Origin of the sequence: Sphingobacterium puteale (assembly GCF_003627955.1) — a bacterium.
In the GTDB taxonomy this organism is placed as follows: domain Bacteria; phylum Bacteroidota; class Bacteroidia; order Sphingobacteriales; family Sphingobacteriaceae; genus Sphingobacterium; species Sphingobacterium puteale.
This window is the reverse complement of record NZ_RBWS01000008.1, coordinates 224,171-239,507: the sequence shown is the minus strand read 5'-3', so window position 1 is coordinate 239,507 and position 15,337 is coordinate 224,171. Positions and strand designations below refer to the sequence as shown.

Annotated in this window: 15 protein-coding genes; 2 read left to right on the top strand and 13 right to left on the bottom strand. The window is 41.5% G+C overall.

The window, feature by feature from the left end; translation table 11 throughout:
• Positions 1-78 precede the first annotated feature (78 nt).
• Both D7322_RS11790 and D7322_RS11785 read right to left on the bottom strand, forming a co-directional pair.
• Positions 79-1,320, bottom strand: a complete 1,242-nt coding sequence (locus D7322_RS11790) for a hypothetical protein (protein ID WP_121124429.1) — start codon at positions 1,318-1,320, stop codon at positions 79-81.
• A gap of 170 nt (positions 1,321-1,490) precedes the next feature.
• Complete coding sequence (locus tag D7322_RS11785; protein ID WP_121124428.1) at positions 1,491-2,453, bottom strand: hypothetical protein; 963 nt, start codon at positions 2,451-2,453, stop codon at positions 1,491-1,493.
• Between the two features lie 168 nt (positions 2,454-2,621).
• Here D7322_RS11785 and D7322_RS29095 point away from each other — a divergent pair, with 168 nt between their 5' ends.
• Complete coding sequence (locus D7322_RS29095; RefSeq protein ID WP_262707638.1) at positions 2,622-2,747, top strand: hypothetical protein; 126 nt, start codon at positions 2,622-2,624, stop codon at positions 2,745-2,747.
• Positions 2,748-2,953: 206 nt separating this feature from the next.
• On the opposite strand, the gene D7322_RS11780 is transcribed toward D7322_RS29095, so the two are convergent.
• The 9 genes from D7322_RS11780 to D7322_RS28450 form a co-directional block, all read right to left on the bottom strand.
• The gene (locus D7322_RS11780) at positions 2,954-3,253 is read right to left on the bottom strand and encodes a type II toxin-antitoxin system RelE/ParE family toxin (protein ID WP_121124427.1); all 300 of its coding nucleotides are present in this window, start codon (positions 3,251-3,253) and stop codon (positions 2,954-2,956) included.
• A complete protein-coding gene (locus tag D7322_RS11775) occupies positions 3,237-3,470 on the bottom strand; it encodes a hypothetical protein (protein WP_077438171.1) in 234 nt (77 codons plus the stop codon). Before D7322_RS11775 ends, D7322_RS11780 begins: the two co-directional genes overlap by 17 nt.
• Positions 3,471-3,808: 338 nt before the next feature.
• Positions 3,809-5,515: a bifunctional alpha/beta hydrolase/class I SAM-dependent methyltransferase gene (locus tag D7322_RS11770; protein WP_121124426.1), complete on the bottom strand. Its 1,707-nt coding sequence runs from the start codon at positions 5,513-5,515 to the stop codon at positions 3,809-3,811.
• Between the two features lie 95 nt (positions 5,516-5,610).
• Entirely contained in the window at positions 5,611-6,996 is a 1,386-nt protein-coding gene (locus D7322_RS11765; protein WP_121124425.1) for a phosphatase PAP2 family protein, read from the bottom strand.
• Entirely contained in the window at positions 6,978-7,733 is a 756-nt protein-coding gene (locus tag D7322_RS11760; RefSeq protein WP_121124424.1) for an SDR family NAD(P)-dependent oxidoreductase, read from the bottom strand. Before D7322_RS11760 ends, D7322_RS11765 begins: the two co-directional genes overlap by 19 nt.
• A gap of 211 nt (positions 7,734-7,944) precedes the next feature.
• Positions 7,945-8,976, bottom strand: a complete 1,032-nt coding sequence (locus D7322_RS11755) for a patatin-like phospholipase family protein (protein ID WP_121124550.1) — start codon at positions 8,974-8,976, stop codon at positions 7,945-7,947.
• Between the two features lie 35 nt (positions 8,977-9,011).
• Complete coding sequence (locus tag D7322_RS11750; protein WP_121124423.1) at positions 9,012-9,857, bottom strand: phosphatidate cytidylyltransferase; 846 nt, start codon at positions 9,855-9,857, stop codon at positions 9,012-9,014.
• A complete protein-coding gene (locus D7322_RS11745) occupies positions 9,850-10,455 on the bottom strand; it encodes a CDP-alcohol phosphatidyltransferase family protein (protein ID WP_121124421.1) in 606 nt (201 codons plus the stop codon). Before D7322_RS11745 ends, D7322_RS11750 begins: the two co-directional genes overlap by 8 nt.
• Before the next feature lie 163 nt (positions 10,456-10,618).
• Positions 10,619-12,094, bottom strand: coding sequence for a TPM domain-containing protein (locus tag D7322_RS28450; RefSeq protein WP_183078686.1), 1,476 nt, complete (start codon positions 12,092-12,094; stop codon positions 10,619-10,621).
• A 137-nt stretch (positions 12,095-12,231) separates the two neighbouring features.
• On the opposite strand from D7322_RS28450, the gene D7322_RS11735 reads away from it, so the two are divergent.
• Positions 12,232-12,387 (top strand): hypothetical protein, encoded by a 156-nt coding sequence (locus tag D7322_RS11735; protein ID WP_220700064.1) that lies wholly within the window; start codon positions 12,232-12,234, stop codon positions 12,385-12,387.
• 75 nt (positions 12,388-12,462) lie between these two features.
• On the opposite strand, the gene D7322_RS11730 is transcribed toward D7322_RS11735, so the two are convergent.
• On the bottom strand, positions 12,463-13,785 hold the full coding sequence (locus tag D7322_RS11730) for a gluconate:H+ symporter (protein ID WP_121124419.1): 1,323 nt from the start codon (positions 13,783-13,785) through the stop codon (positions 12,463-12,465).
• Positions 13,786-13,801: 16 nt separating this feature from the next.
• Positions 13,802-15,313: a gluconokinase gene (locus tag D7322_RS11725; protein ID WP_121124418.1), complete on the bottom strand. Its 1,512-nt coding sequence runs from the start codon at positions 15,311-15,313 to the stop codon at positions 13,802-13,804.
• Positions 15,314-15,337 lie beyond the last annotated feature (24 nt).

Below are 15,337 nucleotides of genomic sequence, written 5' to 3'. Positions count from 1 at the left end.
TGATACGATTACTATCAAAATTTTTTAAGCATTAACTACTTTTAGGCTGATTAATGATAGTATCATTTGATACTATCATCATTCTTTTTCTTCAACTTTCTCAGTTTTCTCAGGTGGATAGCAAATACCTTCGGGCTTTGTTCTACGCTTGCATAAATCCAATAAAACCAACGTTAATATATCCAATGTCTTCAGAAGTCGATTACGAGTTTCTAGCTCTTCTTCCACCATTCCTGCCGACCATCCACGCTCATATTGGAAAATGATTCGCCCATCTACGACGGAAATATTTTTCCGCACATCAATTCCATAATATAATTTGGACAATGTTTTTCTCAGATTTTTCTGTTCTTTACTACTCAGCGATTTAGGCCTCCAGAAATATAATTCCTCTTTGTTGATTGGACATCGTAAAAAGTTAGCTGCATCCGGATCCAACCAGTCCTCCGGAAAATAGTCTGTTTGCAACAGTAACCAACCAGTCTCCAATAACCATCTCAATGTGTATCGTAGATCATCAATCTCTATATTGGGCGGTTTATTTTCAGAAGATTGTAATGGATATAAACTCACGATACCTTCACGGAGATCTGTATAATTCTTCTCATAAAAAATTTGCTCAATCCGTTTATAGGGACTTGCACTGCGATAGCTATCGACATAATTGGATAGCAAATAATCTATAATTAAATGCTTATTGGGTGGAGGATAATCAGCTTCAGCCCAATTGTATGCCACAATGCTTGCCTCATGTAGTTTTAACAATTGTTCATAGGTTTCTAGTGGGGCATCATCTACCATCCACTCAACTAAGCTTTCGTCGTACAGTAAACAGTTTTTCCAATCACCAAGGAGATTAAGCCAAGAGGATAGATCCATTTTCGAAAAAAAATTCTTAAAGGCCTTTGGGAAGTTTTGGATCTCTTTTCTGGAGAGTTTTGTAAACGGGTATTCAAAATGGGCCAAATGATGATTGAGTTTTTTATCCCTTTTTGGCCGATAATTCTTACTGCACCTATATGGGTTTTTATACCATTTTATATCGATCCATTCTTCCTCATAATTTAACCGCTTTTTATGGTGTAAAAAATAATGACAGCCCTTGACCATCAATATAACCTTATCTAGATGCGCAACTAATTGCTTTCGTTCCTCTTCATCTTTTTTATTTTTTGATGTTAAAGCGATCAATATATTCCATAATTTCTCGTTAAAGGATTCAAAAGTATCATCTTGAATAGACTCGAAAATCCCCCCTCCTACTAAAAACCATGGGATTTCATATTCATCCTCAGGATTTCTTAAATATTGATTTTCCATAATGCTGATTTTATTTAACTGTCGACGTATTTATCTGCTTTAGCGCAGATCCTTTATTAATCTGTAGAATTCTTATTTTAGGATCGCCACGATAAGTGGTGAAAAGCTTAATATGTCACCCATGAATTTATACAGCTTTGATACTACAGCCTTATTATCTACTACAAAGTTTATTCACGACCAAATAATACGACCATCTTCTGCTCAAAAGCAATTTTAGCAATGTCTAATAAACGTTCAAGTTCCACCATATCGGGAATGCGACTCTTCATGCGCAATTTATCATCTTCAAAATTCTCGAAATCAAGCACATCTAACGTTGGATAATTATCAATATTTTTCTTGATCTGCCCCCGCAATTGTGGCAGCACTCTGGCAGCCATTTCCTCGAGTTCTTTACAGGTTCCGCTTAAAACTGGAATATCTAACGAAAAAGTACTAATGACTAGGCTGTAGATCTGTTTTAGACATGATGATATAAGGGCATAGGCTAGATCTGGAATAACTTCATCGTCCGATAACAGTGTTTTACATTTTTCCAGAAACCGCTCTGTTTTCGTAATTTGGTTATTAAATTTACCGGAAAAGATTTCTTTTGAATTTTCTATCGAGCTATCCTCTGAATCGATCAAACGATATGGATTGCCCGAAAACACCAGAAATTTAGATCGACAATGCGCCATATAGTAATAATATTCTTTCTCCAGTTTTTTCTCCCATTCTTTCTTTGCAAATAGATTAAACACAATAATACTTTGCCTCAAGCAAACGAGCTCAAGGATACTTCTTACAATTGGCTCGTTCCGATTTAAATCATATTCCCAGCCATCAAGTATCAAGATAATCTCCATACAGGCTTTGACATCACACTTTTCAATAGCAGGATGCGGTATCAGAAAAATCCGGTCAGGTTCCAAAACTGCAACAATAAGATCTAAAAGTGGTTTTAACGCCGAATACTCTCGATCTATTTGGAGCAATCCGCCAATTTCACGCATCCATCGTTCAAATTCACCACTTCGTTCTCCAGGATGGAGATAGATATGGTTCGTTGTTTTCTGATTTTCATTTTTGGTAACTGGCCCATTATTTTCAATTCTTAACCCGCCGCTACCATTCACAACATTATTCATAATCTTAAAAATTTATATTGGTTTATAATTTTATCACTCGTTCGAAACATCACTAGGTTGACTTGTACCATGAAGCACTACTCTAACCATTATTTGATATTTCAAAACAAAAATAAAGATAATCTATACAATTATAAAATTTTTAAATAAATTATTCTATGATTGCTGATGAATAGAAAAGAAGAGACCAATAATTTCAGCAGCTTTGTTAAAGTCAATATCATCATTATGGAAGCTTCTACAACACATACTGAATATCAGGTACAGCCCGAAACGGTCAAAGCAATTTTTTAAGCTTTAAAGGAGCCTTCGAATCTAAGGGAATTCGTATTCCAAAGCATATCGAAAGATGTATTGAAGAAAGTATGGATCAATTCAGTGCAGGAAATTCCATTTCTTTGGAATTTTTTAAGGAAAAACATTTCCGCCGGAAATAAAAGTTGAATTAGGATTTATAAAAAAAGTAATATAGGTTAGGTGAAGCCTATTGTATATAACTGCTATATCTTTCTTCTTGTCAAGCTTTGTCTATTTGAAAAGAATGAAATAATCTCTACGTTATCATTTCGCACACGATAATACATCGTATTAAATTTCAGAATAACTGCTTTATAGATATTTTGACGCTCAGATTTAGGGAAAATATAAGGATTTTGAGAAATCAATACTGCGATCTTTTCAATCTTTTGAGCTAATTTTCTGATCTCTTTTTCGCTAAAGTTCTCTTCAAGATATTCTATTGTCTTCTCTAGCTCGTTTAATGCATTTGGAGTCCATAGAATATTATAACCACTTTTCATAGATCTTTCGAGCTGAAGAATGATTTTTTAGATCTTTATTATCTGCCTCGCGAACGCCCTTTTCAATTGAAATCTTCTCTGCCTCAGAAGCCGAATCCCACCAGTCTTTTACCTCCTCTTCCCTAAACTTTAGTAGTTTTTCGATAATAGAACTATCTTCCAACGTCGCTAACCATTGAATTAATTCTAATTTTTTATTTAAGGTCTGTGCATTCATAACTTTTAACACTTACTATTCAAATTTAGCAATTTTCTTCCAGTTTATGCTCAATGTTTTACAAACTTCATCTTCAAAAGTTTCAACAGTAATTTTAAGAAACTCATTATATACAATCCTATATCTCAGCCTCAAGCGGTGATCAGGACCCTCAGTACTACCATTATATCATCATATCTGCAATAAGAACAATAAACAGGGGATCAAATTGCGCCAAATCCATAACCTGAAAGCTATAAATTTGGCGCAATTTGACCCCCATCCTATTTAACACAACTAAAAGAAATTCAACAACTTACTTGGCTACGGTTCTGTCTACAGATCATTCGAAAATACGATTATCCGACCTTCACAGCTCCCGAAGAAACGGTAAATATTCCGTAATCGTCAATAAGCATCCGCTCCTTGGCTACCCCGTTATAAGCCATAATCCGGTCCAGTTCTTTCTGCGAACGTCGGCGCATGACCCAGTCTTTCTTCTGATGACTGTTCAACACATAAGCGATCATTTTCAATTGTGGATGCCATGGCTGTCCGGTATAGACCAGATGGCTGTTTTCCTCACAAATGGAAGTCGCACCATGTACCGCCCTGCTGGCCATGTCATTGTTGCCAAATAATTCGAAAATACCGGAGATTACCACAATATTAGGTTCAAATTCCAGTTTGCCGTAAGTCTCCGTATCAAAACAATCGTAATTAGTGAAACGTATTCCCTGGAGCCCTTTCTTCTTGATGATTTTCTCCCCCACTGCAATATTGGGCAATAGAAACTCGTTGATCACAATCTCCACTTCGGGATATTTTTCTTTGATATCAAATAGATAATTTCCCGTGCCACCAGCGATATCCAAGATTTTCACAGGTCGCCCCGTAGACTTGACCTGCGCGATATTCTCTTCCAATAGGCGTAATAGATGCTGTTTACGTATACGGATCCCTTTCCAGCCGATCGCTTCCAAGTACCCTTTATCAATGATTTTCCCTAACCCCAACCTACCCTTCGGCTCATTGCGATAGACGTAATCCAATGAAATTCCTGAATCAAAACCAAACTGAAGCCCTAAGTTCATCCCATGACTCAATGATCCGATCTTGCCTAAAGTCCATTTCTGAAAAGCATAGTTTAGCTTCTCAGCCGCAGGCATCACCTTATGATACAATTTTTCATATTCTTTTACCGAAAACTCGTCAGGCTCCAGCCCCTGTTCAGGCTTTTGCCTTGCATAGGCTTTCGTAATAAAATCTTTTAAATAGGTATAGACTTTCTGCCTGTTGGATTCAAACAGGATACCATGATAAAAATTACGTAGGGTAATAAATGTCTTCAGCTTAGAAGCAATGGACACGAAGAATTGCTTTTGCACCGAGTTTTTAACCACATAGTCCTTTTCGGCGGATAGCACAATCACGGGAATATCGATTGCGGCAGCATCCTCAACGATACGCTCACCGGCTTTCAATAGGTCGACCAATAAAGCGCCGTTAATGGATTTTGAGATTAGGGGATCAGAGTCATAAGCCTGTTGTTGCTCGACATCATGGGTCAGGACCTTCGCCTTGACATAGCTTTGGATAACAAGGTCCTTTTTCAGCTTGGTTCCAAGCGCAATCATCTGGTTGGCCAATGGTACATACAGTTTAATCTCAAAGGCAGGGGCCAATAAAGCCATACCTGCAATCGGAGGAGCAAAATCATGTACCCAAGCACTCACAATGACCCCAGCAATACTATTGGCGATGACGAAAACATCCTTTGTCTCAACCGCATATTCCAGGCGGATATAGGACACAAAACAATCCAGATCGCGCACATTATCCATGAAAACGGGCGATACCGGTACTTTGGTATAACCATGTCCGCGCAGGTCAAATGCAAAGATGGAATAATCGGCAAACTGTGGATCGGTAGCCATCTCCTGCAGGCGTCCCGAATGTTCATGCCCACGGTGCAATACAACCAAAGTCTTTTGTCCCTTTTGATAATTCCAAACACGATATAGCAGTTCCCCTTGATCGAAACTCTTAAAATAACCTGATTTCATCTTTTTATAATTTATTCCATCTATACAATGGGCATGTAATTTCTGTATCTATTCAGCTGTCGCTATTAAAAACAAAGACCAAGCCACCTTTTTGATCAGGATCGGCCAGCGACGATAATTTTCATCAACTGGATCGCATGAGCCCGCAGTACCATATGCCTATTGATCGACTTCACTCGATCAATAGCTTTATTTAAATCTAAAGATAATAATTCCTGCATTATCAGAATAGCAAAAATCATACTTCTACTATAGCCCATCGTACAATGAATGACCATATTTTCATGCTCATCCAAGTTCCGGTAAGCAGATAGCATGGCGTCTATGATCACATGGGCATCTTCCACATCGACCTTCGCGATATCCAGCAAAGGAAAAGAATAATACTTTTCCATGGTCCCTAAGAGTTTTACGTCCTCCAGCTCAGCTGCGAGGTCAAAAACCACCAGATTGTGATCCAGTCCCAAAGCTATTAGTTCCGAAGCGTCCAACCTTGGCCCCACATAACAGCGTGGCAGTAACTCCATCAGCGGTGGATTATTTCTCTTTCTAAAAAAACGCCACATCAACCAGTATGCAATTTGGTAAGGAGCGTAAAATACTTTCTTTATCAACGGGATTCGACCCCGATTATCCTTCAAAAAACCTGTATTACCGCATAGGTAATTGTAACCAACTGCAAAACAGTCGAAGGCTACCCAAGCAAAAGCAATCAGCAGCAATAAATATCCCTCGCAGAGCAGTGCCAGTAGCATGAATAGCCACCCAATGAGGTAATAACTATTCGTTACTTGTTGGTTCCGGATCGCCGGAAGACGACTATCAAGTTTTTGGGTATAAAAACCTGATTTCTGCGGTGAATTATGTTGCTGTTCAATGACGTTCGGAAAGAGGATAAAACTGACCTGAACCAGTAGGCAAGCTGTCAATAGGTCGATCACATGGTGCTGATATACCGTCAATGTCCCTAGTCCCATCATCAAGAGCCAGATGCCCAAGATTATTTTCTTCCATCCGTTGAACTTCCAGCGCAGCACCGACCAAAAAAGACAGGCATAAGCGACATGCAGGGAGGGCGCCTGATTAAAAGGTGAATCATATTTCTCTAAGAAGGAAAAGAAATTGGTAAATAAAAGATTTTCGACCTGCGGTCGGTCAAAAGAAAACCGCAGCGGAAAAAGAAGAAAACATAGTACAGCAATCAGGGTGACAAACGTAAATCGCTTTGCATAGCACAGGAGCTCCCCTTTTTGTCGACAGTAAAACGGCACGAGGCAAAAAAACAGTCCACTGCTCATATAAGGCAAGATCATCCAGGGAATGAACGGAATATGCTGTTCAAAATCGAATACAAAGGAAGGTACCGCAGCTAAACTAGAGGCGTAGGCTGCTGTATAAGAATAGGTAAGTTGAAAAAGTAACAGGCAATAGATGGCAACAAGGAGCTGCCTACCCACTTTCTTTAATCGTTTTTCATCCATTTGGCTTTCCTAAACATGATTTTACTTAATAATACATGGGGGAGCAGGCCTAAAAATCCCATCAGCCATTTCATACGCTTCGGAAAAATCACGATTTCTTTCTTTTGCTGTATGGCTTTTAAAATGCGTTGTGCGGCATCGTCTACGCTGATCAAAAAGGGCTTTTTGGAGAGATCCTGCTGATTAAGTTGACGGAGCTTGGTTGTATCCACATACCCCGGTGCGATGACTGTCACGGCAATCCCATACGGAAGCAATGCCCGCCGATAAGCATCAGCCACTTGGATTGCTGCCCGCTTTGTTTTGCTGTACAAACTTGAATTCGGAAAATCCAGCGTCCCCGAGATGGATGCTATGGTTGCGATCTGCCCTGTTGATTGTCCGCGCATGGCTTCGCGGGCGACTTCAAAACAATTGATCGTCCCGAGCATATTAACCTGGAGCATTGCACTTGCCTCTTCGTAACTGATGCGTTGTGCCACGTCATCGGCATAGCTTCCTGTACAATTGATAAAAAGATCCAATGTCCCCTGATGACAGAAGGAATGAACGGCATCAGCCAAAGCATCCCGATCACATACATCCACTTCAAACTTGATGAGCGCATCGTATGCTGGATGATGAGATAACTTTGACAGGTTCCGACCACATACCGCAACTTCAGTCCCCTGTTGGAGGTAGCTTTGTGCTAGTGTCAAACCTATTCCGCTTGTTCCGCCTGCGATAAATACCTTCATATTAAAAAAATAGTGCTAATATTACCCGCTGTCCGGGCTATCTTGCAAACAAATAATCCTTCTATTTCTGTCAACTAAATTCTAAAACAGTCCAGTATTAAATGATAAACATTTCCAAACTCCACTGAACTTTATAATTTATGTACAGCGTGTATGATCGCTCCACTTGTACAATGTCTTCTTAACTCCTCGTATTTCGAAACATTGTGTACTAGGTCATGCGCAGCTCCATCGTCTTACGATATCCATAGTTCCATTGTGCTTCCATGGCAGCCGCAAATTCATCCAGATCTGTCGGAAGTGACAATGTTATTTCAAATCTACGCCAATCTATACCTTTTTTGCAATAGTTTCCTGCCAGCTGCTCTGCAGCATCCCTTGTATCGATCCATCGGATTTCCTGGAATTGCTGATCAATATCCCGCAGGCGTTGGTTCCCGCTAAAGCCCAATACCGCTCTGACCAATCCTTCTTCCTGCAGTTTATATGGCTGCTTCCGCTCACAGATCACTTCCGCCGCCAATGACTGCGCTAGCTCCACAGGCACCAGATCAATGGCTCCGCCGGCATAATATTCCCCCTTCCGCTGTACAGGCTCAATATAAAACATATCGGACATCGAAATACGAACAGCCTCCAACAAAGTTACCGCCGAATTTATCCCTATTGTTGACGCAACGGCACTTTTATCATAATTTACACCTTGGATTTGGATGCTATCTATATTTACGTTTGATAGTGCAATTGTATTCCCCATCAGGATTTTCTGATAAAGCTTACGTTCGCCGCGTCTCTCCCCAACTGCTGAGCGGTCAAAAAGCATTTTCGAACCAATAATAATCGACGGTATTTCCTCCGAAAATGGTCGGTTCAAAGTCGGTAATAAGGGCGAAAGATCATGATTCATCTTGACCAGATAACGATCAAAGACATCTTCCAGATAAGGAGCGGAGCCTTTTTCCCACTGCTTTTTTAGCACATACCAACCCAATTTGCCAAGATGACGCTGCTCCGTAAGCTGATGTCCACAGAAGAAGCGATAAAACTCTTCGGACTGGAGATAGGATTTCCGCTCTGCATCCCTTGCAAAAGCCTGAATAATCGCAGCAGCCAATGATCCACCACAGCTAGCAATTAGTAGGTCTGGTTTTAGTCCCAGTTCTTCCAACGCGGCATACATACCCAGGTACAAGCCAAAGCGAGTACCGCCTCCTGAAAATAAAACTGCCCGTTGATAATTCATTTCGCGATATATTAGATATGAGATTCTGATTTTACTTACAAATTCGTCATTTCTATCCAACAAATCAAACCATAGAAAACAGGTGCATTAAACAGCAGGCTATCTATCCGATCCAATAAGCCACCATGTCCGGGGATTAATGTCCCCGTATCCTTGACTCCCGTCCTGCGTTTCAAAAAGGATAAAAGCACATCACCGCAAAATCCTAAAACACCGAAGAGCAGACCTAGCAACGAAAAGCGGATAAAATCTCCAAATGGCAATAGCAGATAGCCCAAGATATTACTCAACATTACCGTCAGCCCGATACCGCCGATACATCCGGCAACAGTTTTATTTGGACTGATGCGCGGAACAATCTTTCGTTTGCCAAAGAATTTACCCATGAGGTATTGGAATACGTCGTTCAGCTCCGTTAAAACGATGATATAGGCCACAAGCCGCAATCCCATCCACTCATTCTGATGAATTTCTACTGCCCGGACAAAAGCCAGCTGGCTGAATGCTAGTAGGCAGGCAGCCGTTCCAAAGGTCATTCCGATAGCAGCACCCATCGCTGTTTTCTGTCCCAGCCAGAAAAACAACCCAATCCCTAAGCACAATAGTGTCGCCCAGAATAGATAGCCGCTATATGAACAGTAGGTTAAAAGGATCAACTGCAATAGAGCAAGTACAATAGCAAAGGGCAATGCAAGACTAAAATTGGGCACAAACATCTTCATAAATTCGCGCATGCCCTGAAAAGTAAGCCAGCAAACAAACAACCATGATGTTATTTGCGGAACGAAGGCAATCGCCAGTACAAGCACAATATAGCCCCAGCTTCTGACTCGGACAGGTACGTCAGCAAACTTGTCTTTCGGATTGGATACTTCACTCATGTACCACCAATGCCTTTCTCAATCGCGTCATGGAACTCAAGACCAATAACAAACATAGCACAGCAAAAATATAACTCGAAAAAGCAGTTATCGAAATATGCAACAAACTTAAAATCCCGTATACCCCCAGCAGCAGTGCACGGTCGCTTTTACCCATAGGTCCATCATAACGACGATCATTGGCAATAACCTTTCCGATCACACCGCAAAATTCGTTGATGACACTCAAAACAATAAAGCCTACTACCAAATATAAACTCTCGGGATGAAATTTCAGCAAGGGAAAAAAGATCAGGACATCAGAAACAATATCACCTACCTCGTTCAGGACTTCCCCCATTTTACTCGTCTGATTGAAAAGACGGGCCATCATCCCGTCCAGTGCATTGAGAGCCATGCGCAATAATAAACCAATCGGTAATGCCAGAAATAAAATTGAGCTGCAGTCTGCATTCCAGAACAAGATCGCAATGACCAGAGACAAGACCACCGAGCCAACCGTAATCTGATTGGCCGTTATCTTTTTTCGATTCAAAAAGCTCAGAACCGGCATCAATAACTGCTGGAACTTTGGTTTTAATTTATAAACAGAAATCATATATGCGCTATGTAACTTACTTTTTTTATTTTTTTTAAAAAAAAATTTTGATAGTGTAAAAAATACACTATATTTGTATCATCATAATTTAGGTTTATAATTGGTTATTTAAGGTTTTCATTCTCCCCGTTTGAAAACCTTTTTTTTGCACCTAAATGAGCAATTACCATCTTCCGCCAGCCCCACCGCCACCGGACGAACCGCCACCAAAACTTCCGCCGCCGCCACCGCTGGAACCTCCCCCACCAGATCTGCTTGATGAAGAGCGTACTTTAACAGGTATGCTGTGCTCGCCATGGGACACACGGTGACCACAGTTCTTACATTTATCAAAACGTTCCTCCAACCCCTGCGAACTGTAAGTTGCGGAACGGATCGTATGTGTAAGTCCCGTTTCAAACGTACGGTAATGACATTGTGGACAATCTATATACCCTACATTTTCATCCCAAGGAACCAACTTAGTCTCATTGCTTGTCTGATCCACCCAGATCTCATAAGACCTGCTGCCGATTTTTTCTTCCAAGAGCTGTCCTTGATCCAAGTATACGCTTTCCCGGGTAGCCACATCATCCTTATTCATGCGCAACCAACGCCCCGAGCCATCCGGAGGAGTCAGCCGAAGTTCATTCCTTCGGATACGTTTATTTATTCCAAAAAGATCAAACAGTGCCAAAGGACTTAACAATAAAGGGACAAGTCCCCAAACGCGAAACTTACGCAAAGCCTGTTGGATATTCTCTTCATCACGGTAGGAATTGACAATCTCTGTGCGGCTCGCATTATATTTCATCGCCAGCGTAATGCTGCCAAATATAAAAACAAAATAAGGTAGGTTCTTCCATTGATAAACAACTTCGAAGTTGTTCAGCGCAAAAGCACATATAAATACACTGGCAAACATCAGCATTCCCATACAACCGCAACCGCTCACCAGTGGTGGAAAATACTTACTTTTTTTTGTCAGCTTTCCCTTGATCGCACGGGTCACCTCACCCAGCCAGATATAGCAGATGACAAATAAAGCCAGTACCAAAAGCGAATTTCTTAAGATAGGACTTCTTAAACTCCAAATTGGAGTTGCTTCAGGCATCAAACGTTCCAGTTCGGCCCTACTGTCAGGTGATGTCAGAATGGTTTTGATAAACCGCGAAGCCTCCAGCACGCCTTGATCATAATCCCCATTTCGAAAATTAGGTACCAGATATTTTTCGCCGATTCGTTTTAGATAGGCGTCAGGCAAGGTGCTTTCCATGCCATAACCTGTAATAAAGCGATATTCCCGCCGGTCTTTGGCAATAAACAATAATAGACCATTATTGCTTTCCTTCTTACCGATACCCCAGGTATTAAATAGCTTCAACGCAAATTCAAAATCGCTCTCACCCACATAGTCATTGACCAATACAATGGCATACTCACTTTTGGTAGCTGCTTCAATCTGTGTGGATAAACCATCCAATTCAGCCACAGTACCCGAAGACAGAATCCCATCAGGATTGGAGACAAAATAGTCCTGTCCTTTCTGCTTTGGGCTAGGTATATTATCAACTGTATATTGGCCAAAAACAGGCCCGCCACCCAAGCAGCAACTCAGGCAAAATAAGATATATAGATAAAGCGGTTGTGATCTATGCATATTTGTCAGAATAACTCAAACAACAAAAATTTGGTTCATTGTCACGATATTAAGAAAAAAAAATCAAACAAAGGTTTTCATCAAAAAAAAGCCCATAATCAACCGATTATGGGTCTATATAATTCAATATTCGTTTGATGAAAAAGGCAATCGAGAATGCGGGGTTCGCCTTGCGGTTTCGACAGCCACCTTCTGATAAGGGACAGTTTTATCATGGTACAAAAGCCGATTTAAAGGTGGGTGACTTATTCCTTCCCGGTGGCGAATCTAAAACCAAGCAGCCCTCAAAATGAACCATATTTATTTTATAGCGATGGTCAATGGAGCTGGTCTTGCGGCAACTTTAAAAATTATTTTCTCCTTCGCTGTCAATGACCAAGCCAGTGTAAAATCAAGACACCGATCAATCCAATAACAGAAACAAGCGTTTCCATCACCGTCCAAGAGCGAAACGTATCCTTCACGCTCACTCCAAAATAAGATTTAAACATCCAAAACCCTGGATCGTTGACGTGTGAGAACATGAGACTGCCCGCTCCGGTCGCTAGCACCATTAATTCAGGAGTAACCTCTCCCGCTTGCACAATGGGGAGCATAATGCCCGCTGCCGTGAGTCCAGCAACGCTTGCCGAACCGATAACGAGGCGAATGATACCGGCTATTAACCAGGCAAGCACAAGAGGCGACAGGCTAAGGTCTGCGGTTAAGTCAGCGATGTAGTTCGCGACACCACTATCTACCAAAATTTGCTTGAAGGCACCTGATGCTGCAATGATAAAAAGGATCATCATTATCCCACGGATTGCTTCTTCCACACTTTCTGACTGCTCCCGCAAACTTTTACCTTGGCGGATTCCCATCGTGTACATCGCCACCAGAGATGCAATCATTAAAGCCACCACCGGGTCACCCAAGAAACGGAGTGTCGTCAGCCAAGCGGAGCCTTCTGGGAATATTAGATGTGCAAATGAACCAAAAGCAATTAAAATTATTGGAAACAGTCCCGTAAATATACTAATTGCAAATCCGGGAAGCTCTTTCTTATCTGCTTGATTGTGCTCAGGAAAAAACTCGGCAGGTGGGTTGGTCGGAATACGCTTAAGCATCCTGCCAAAGAGTGGTCCACCGATAATTATGGCAGGGATTGCCACCACAATGCCATAGGCCATTGTCAACCCTATATCCGCATTGTAAGTAACCGCTATGGCTGTAGCTCCCGGATGCGGTGGCAAATAACCGTGCGTCACGGACAGCGCTGCCAGCAGTGGAATAGCTACGTAAAGCAAGGGCATCTTATTGGAAGCACATACCATGAAAACAAACGGTACCAATACGATAAAGCCGACATTGTAAAATAAAGGAATTCCTACTAAAAAGCCCGTGAGAACCATTGCCCAAGGTAAGTTCTTTCTGCCAAATACTGCCGTTAGTTTCGTTGTAATCTTTTCTGCAGCGCCCCCCTCCGCCATCAATTTACCCAGTAAAGACCCGAAGGCCAACAAAAGCGCCAACTGGCCCATAGTACTACTCACTCCGGTTTCAACAGATTTAAGGATATCGACGGCATTCATATTCATAGCAAAACCGACCGCAACAGATGTAATCAGTAATGAAAATATCGTGTTTAACCTGACGACAGTGACTAAAAGAAGTAGTAAAGCTACTCCCAAAATAACGATGATTAGAGGCATAATAATTTACAACTAGTTAAAACTCACCTTCCAATATGTGGTACAGGTGTTCAAATTTCTGGAAGTTTTTAATATATACGGCGTGGTTCTCTTCACTCGGTTTGTAATAGTGCTCGGTATCTTGTGTTCCCGCCGCTTGCTTGTTTTTTACTGTAGGCTCACCCGCCTGTATACCCAATGCTTCCAAGCCTATCAATGCTGCTCCCCATGCAGAGCTTTCTACCGTATTTTTAATGAATACAGGTTTATTGAAAATGTCTGCAAGCATTTGCACCAACAACGATGAACGTGCTAAGCCGCCGCTTGCATAAATTGTATGAATGGGGCCGGTGTTCTCCTCTAATGCGATCCCTACACTGTAAATCGCAAACAACATCCCTTCCATCATAGCCCGTGCAAAGTGCGCCCTGCCGTGATGCAGCTGTATTCCAAAATAAACTCCTTTTGCATTGGAATTCCAATGTGGAGCCCGTTCACCGGTCAAATAGGGCAAGAATATTAAGCCCTCTGCCCCGGGAACGACGGAGTCGACCAAAGCATTTAACGCGGCAGAAGAATCTCCATCCGTTTCCGTTTGGGTAAATTCATGCAAAAAATTATCTCGAAACCAGTTGCGTAATACTCCCCCATTGTTAACCGCGCCACCAATTATATATTCATTTGGTCTCAGTAGGTAGGTAAATAGCCTTTGTTTTTTTTCTCTATTTGCCTGCGAACTTGCCACGCGAATAGCTCCACTGGTACCAATAGTTATAGAAGCTACCCCAGGACGTATAGCCCCTACCCCGAGATTAGCCAAACAACCATCGCTACCACCTATTACAAAAGGTGTATCTTGAGGGATGTGCATCAAGGCCGCAATTTCTCGGCTAGGCATATTTAAAATATAATTGACCGGAACTGGCAATGCTAGTTGCTCTTCCGATATGCCCGTCAATCTTAACGCCTGATCAGACCATGTTAATTGATGTATGTCGAAAAGCCCTGTTGCAGATGCAATGGAATGATCGACCACATAAACGCCAAAAAGCCGGTAAAAAAGAAACTCTTTGATACCGATAAACTTGTACGACTGCGCAAATAATTTTTGATCATTAGACTTTATCCACATTAATTTGCAGAGCAAAGACATGGGATGTATTGGTGTACCCGTTTGTTGATAAAGCAGCCTGCCAGTCTCACTTGCCTCCAAGGCTACCGCAATATCCTCGCTTCTGCGATCTGCCCATATCATGCAATGGCTAAGTGGCTTTCCAGCTGAGTCAACAGCGATCAGTCCGTGCATAGCACTGCTCACCGAAATGCATACGGGTTTCGGTATCTCGGCACTAGATTGCTTTAAGCTAATCATGACATACCTAATAGACTCAATACATGCAGCATAAACAATCTCCGGATCTTGCTCGTACCAGCCTTCTGAGGGGTTTAATATGGGATAGGGTATACTATGCTGCGACAAGATGTTACCTTCGTAGTCAAATGCAACAGCCTTCGCAGATGATGTCCCAATGTCTAATCCAATGATCATAAATAAAATTGATGTTTAGGAGAG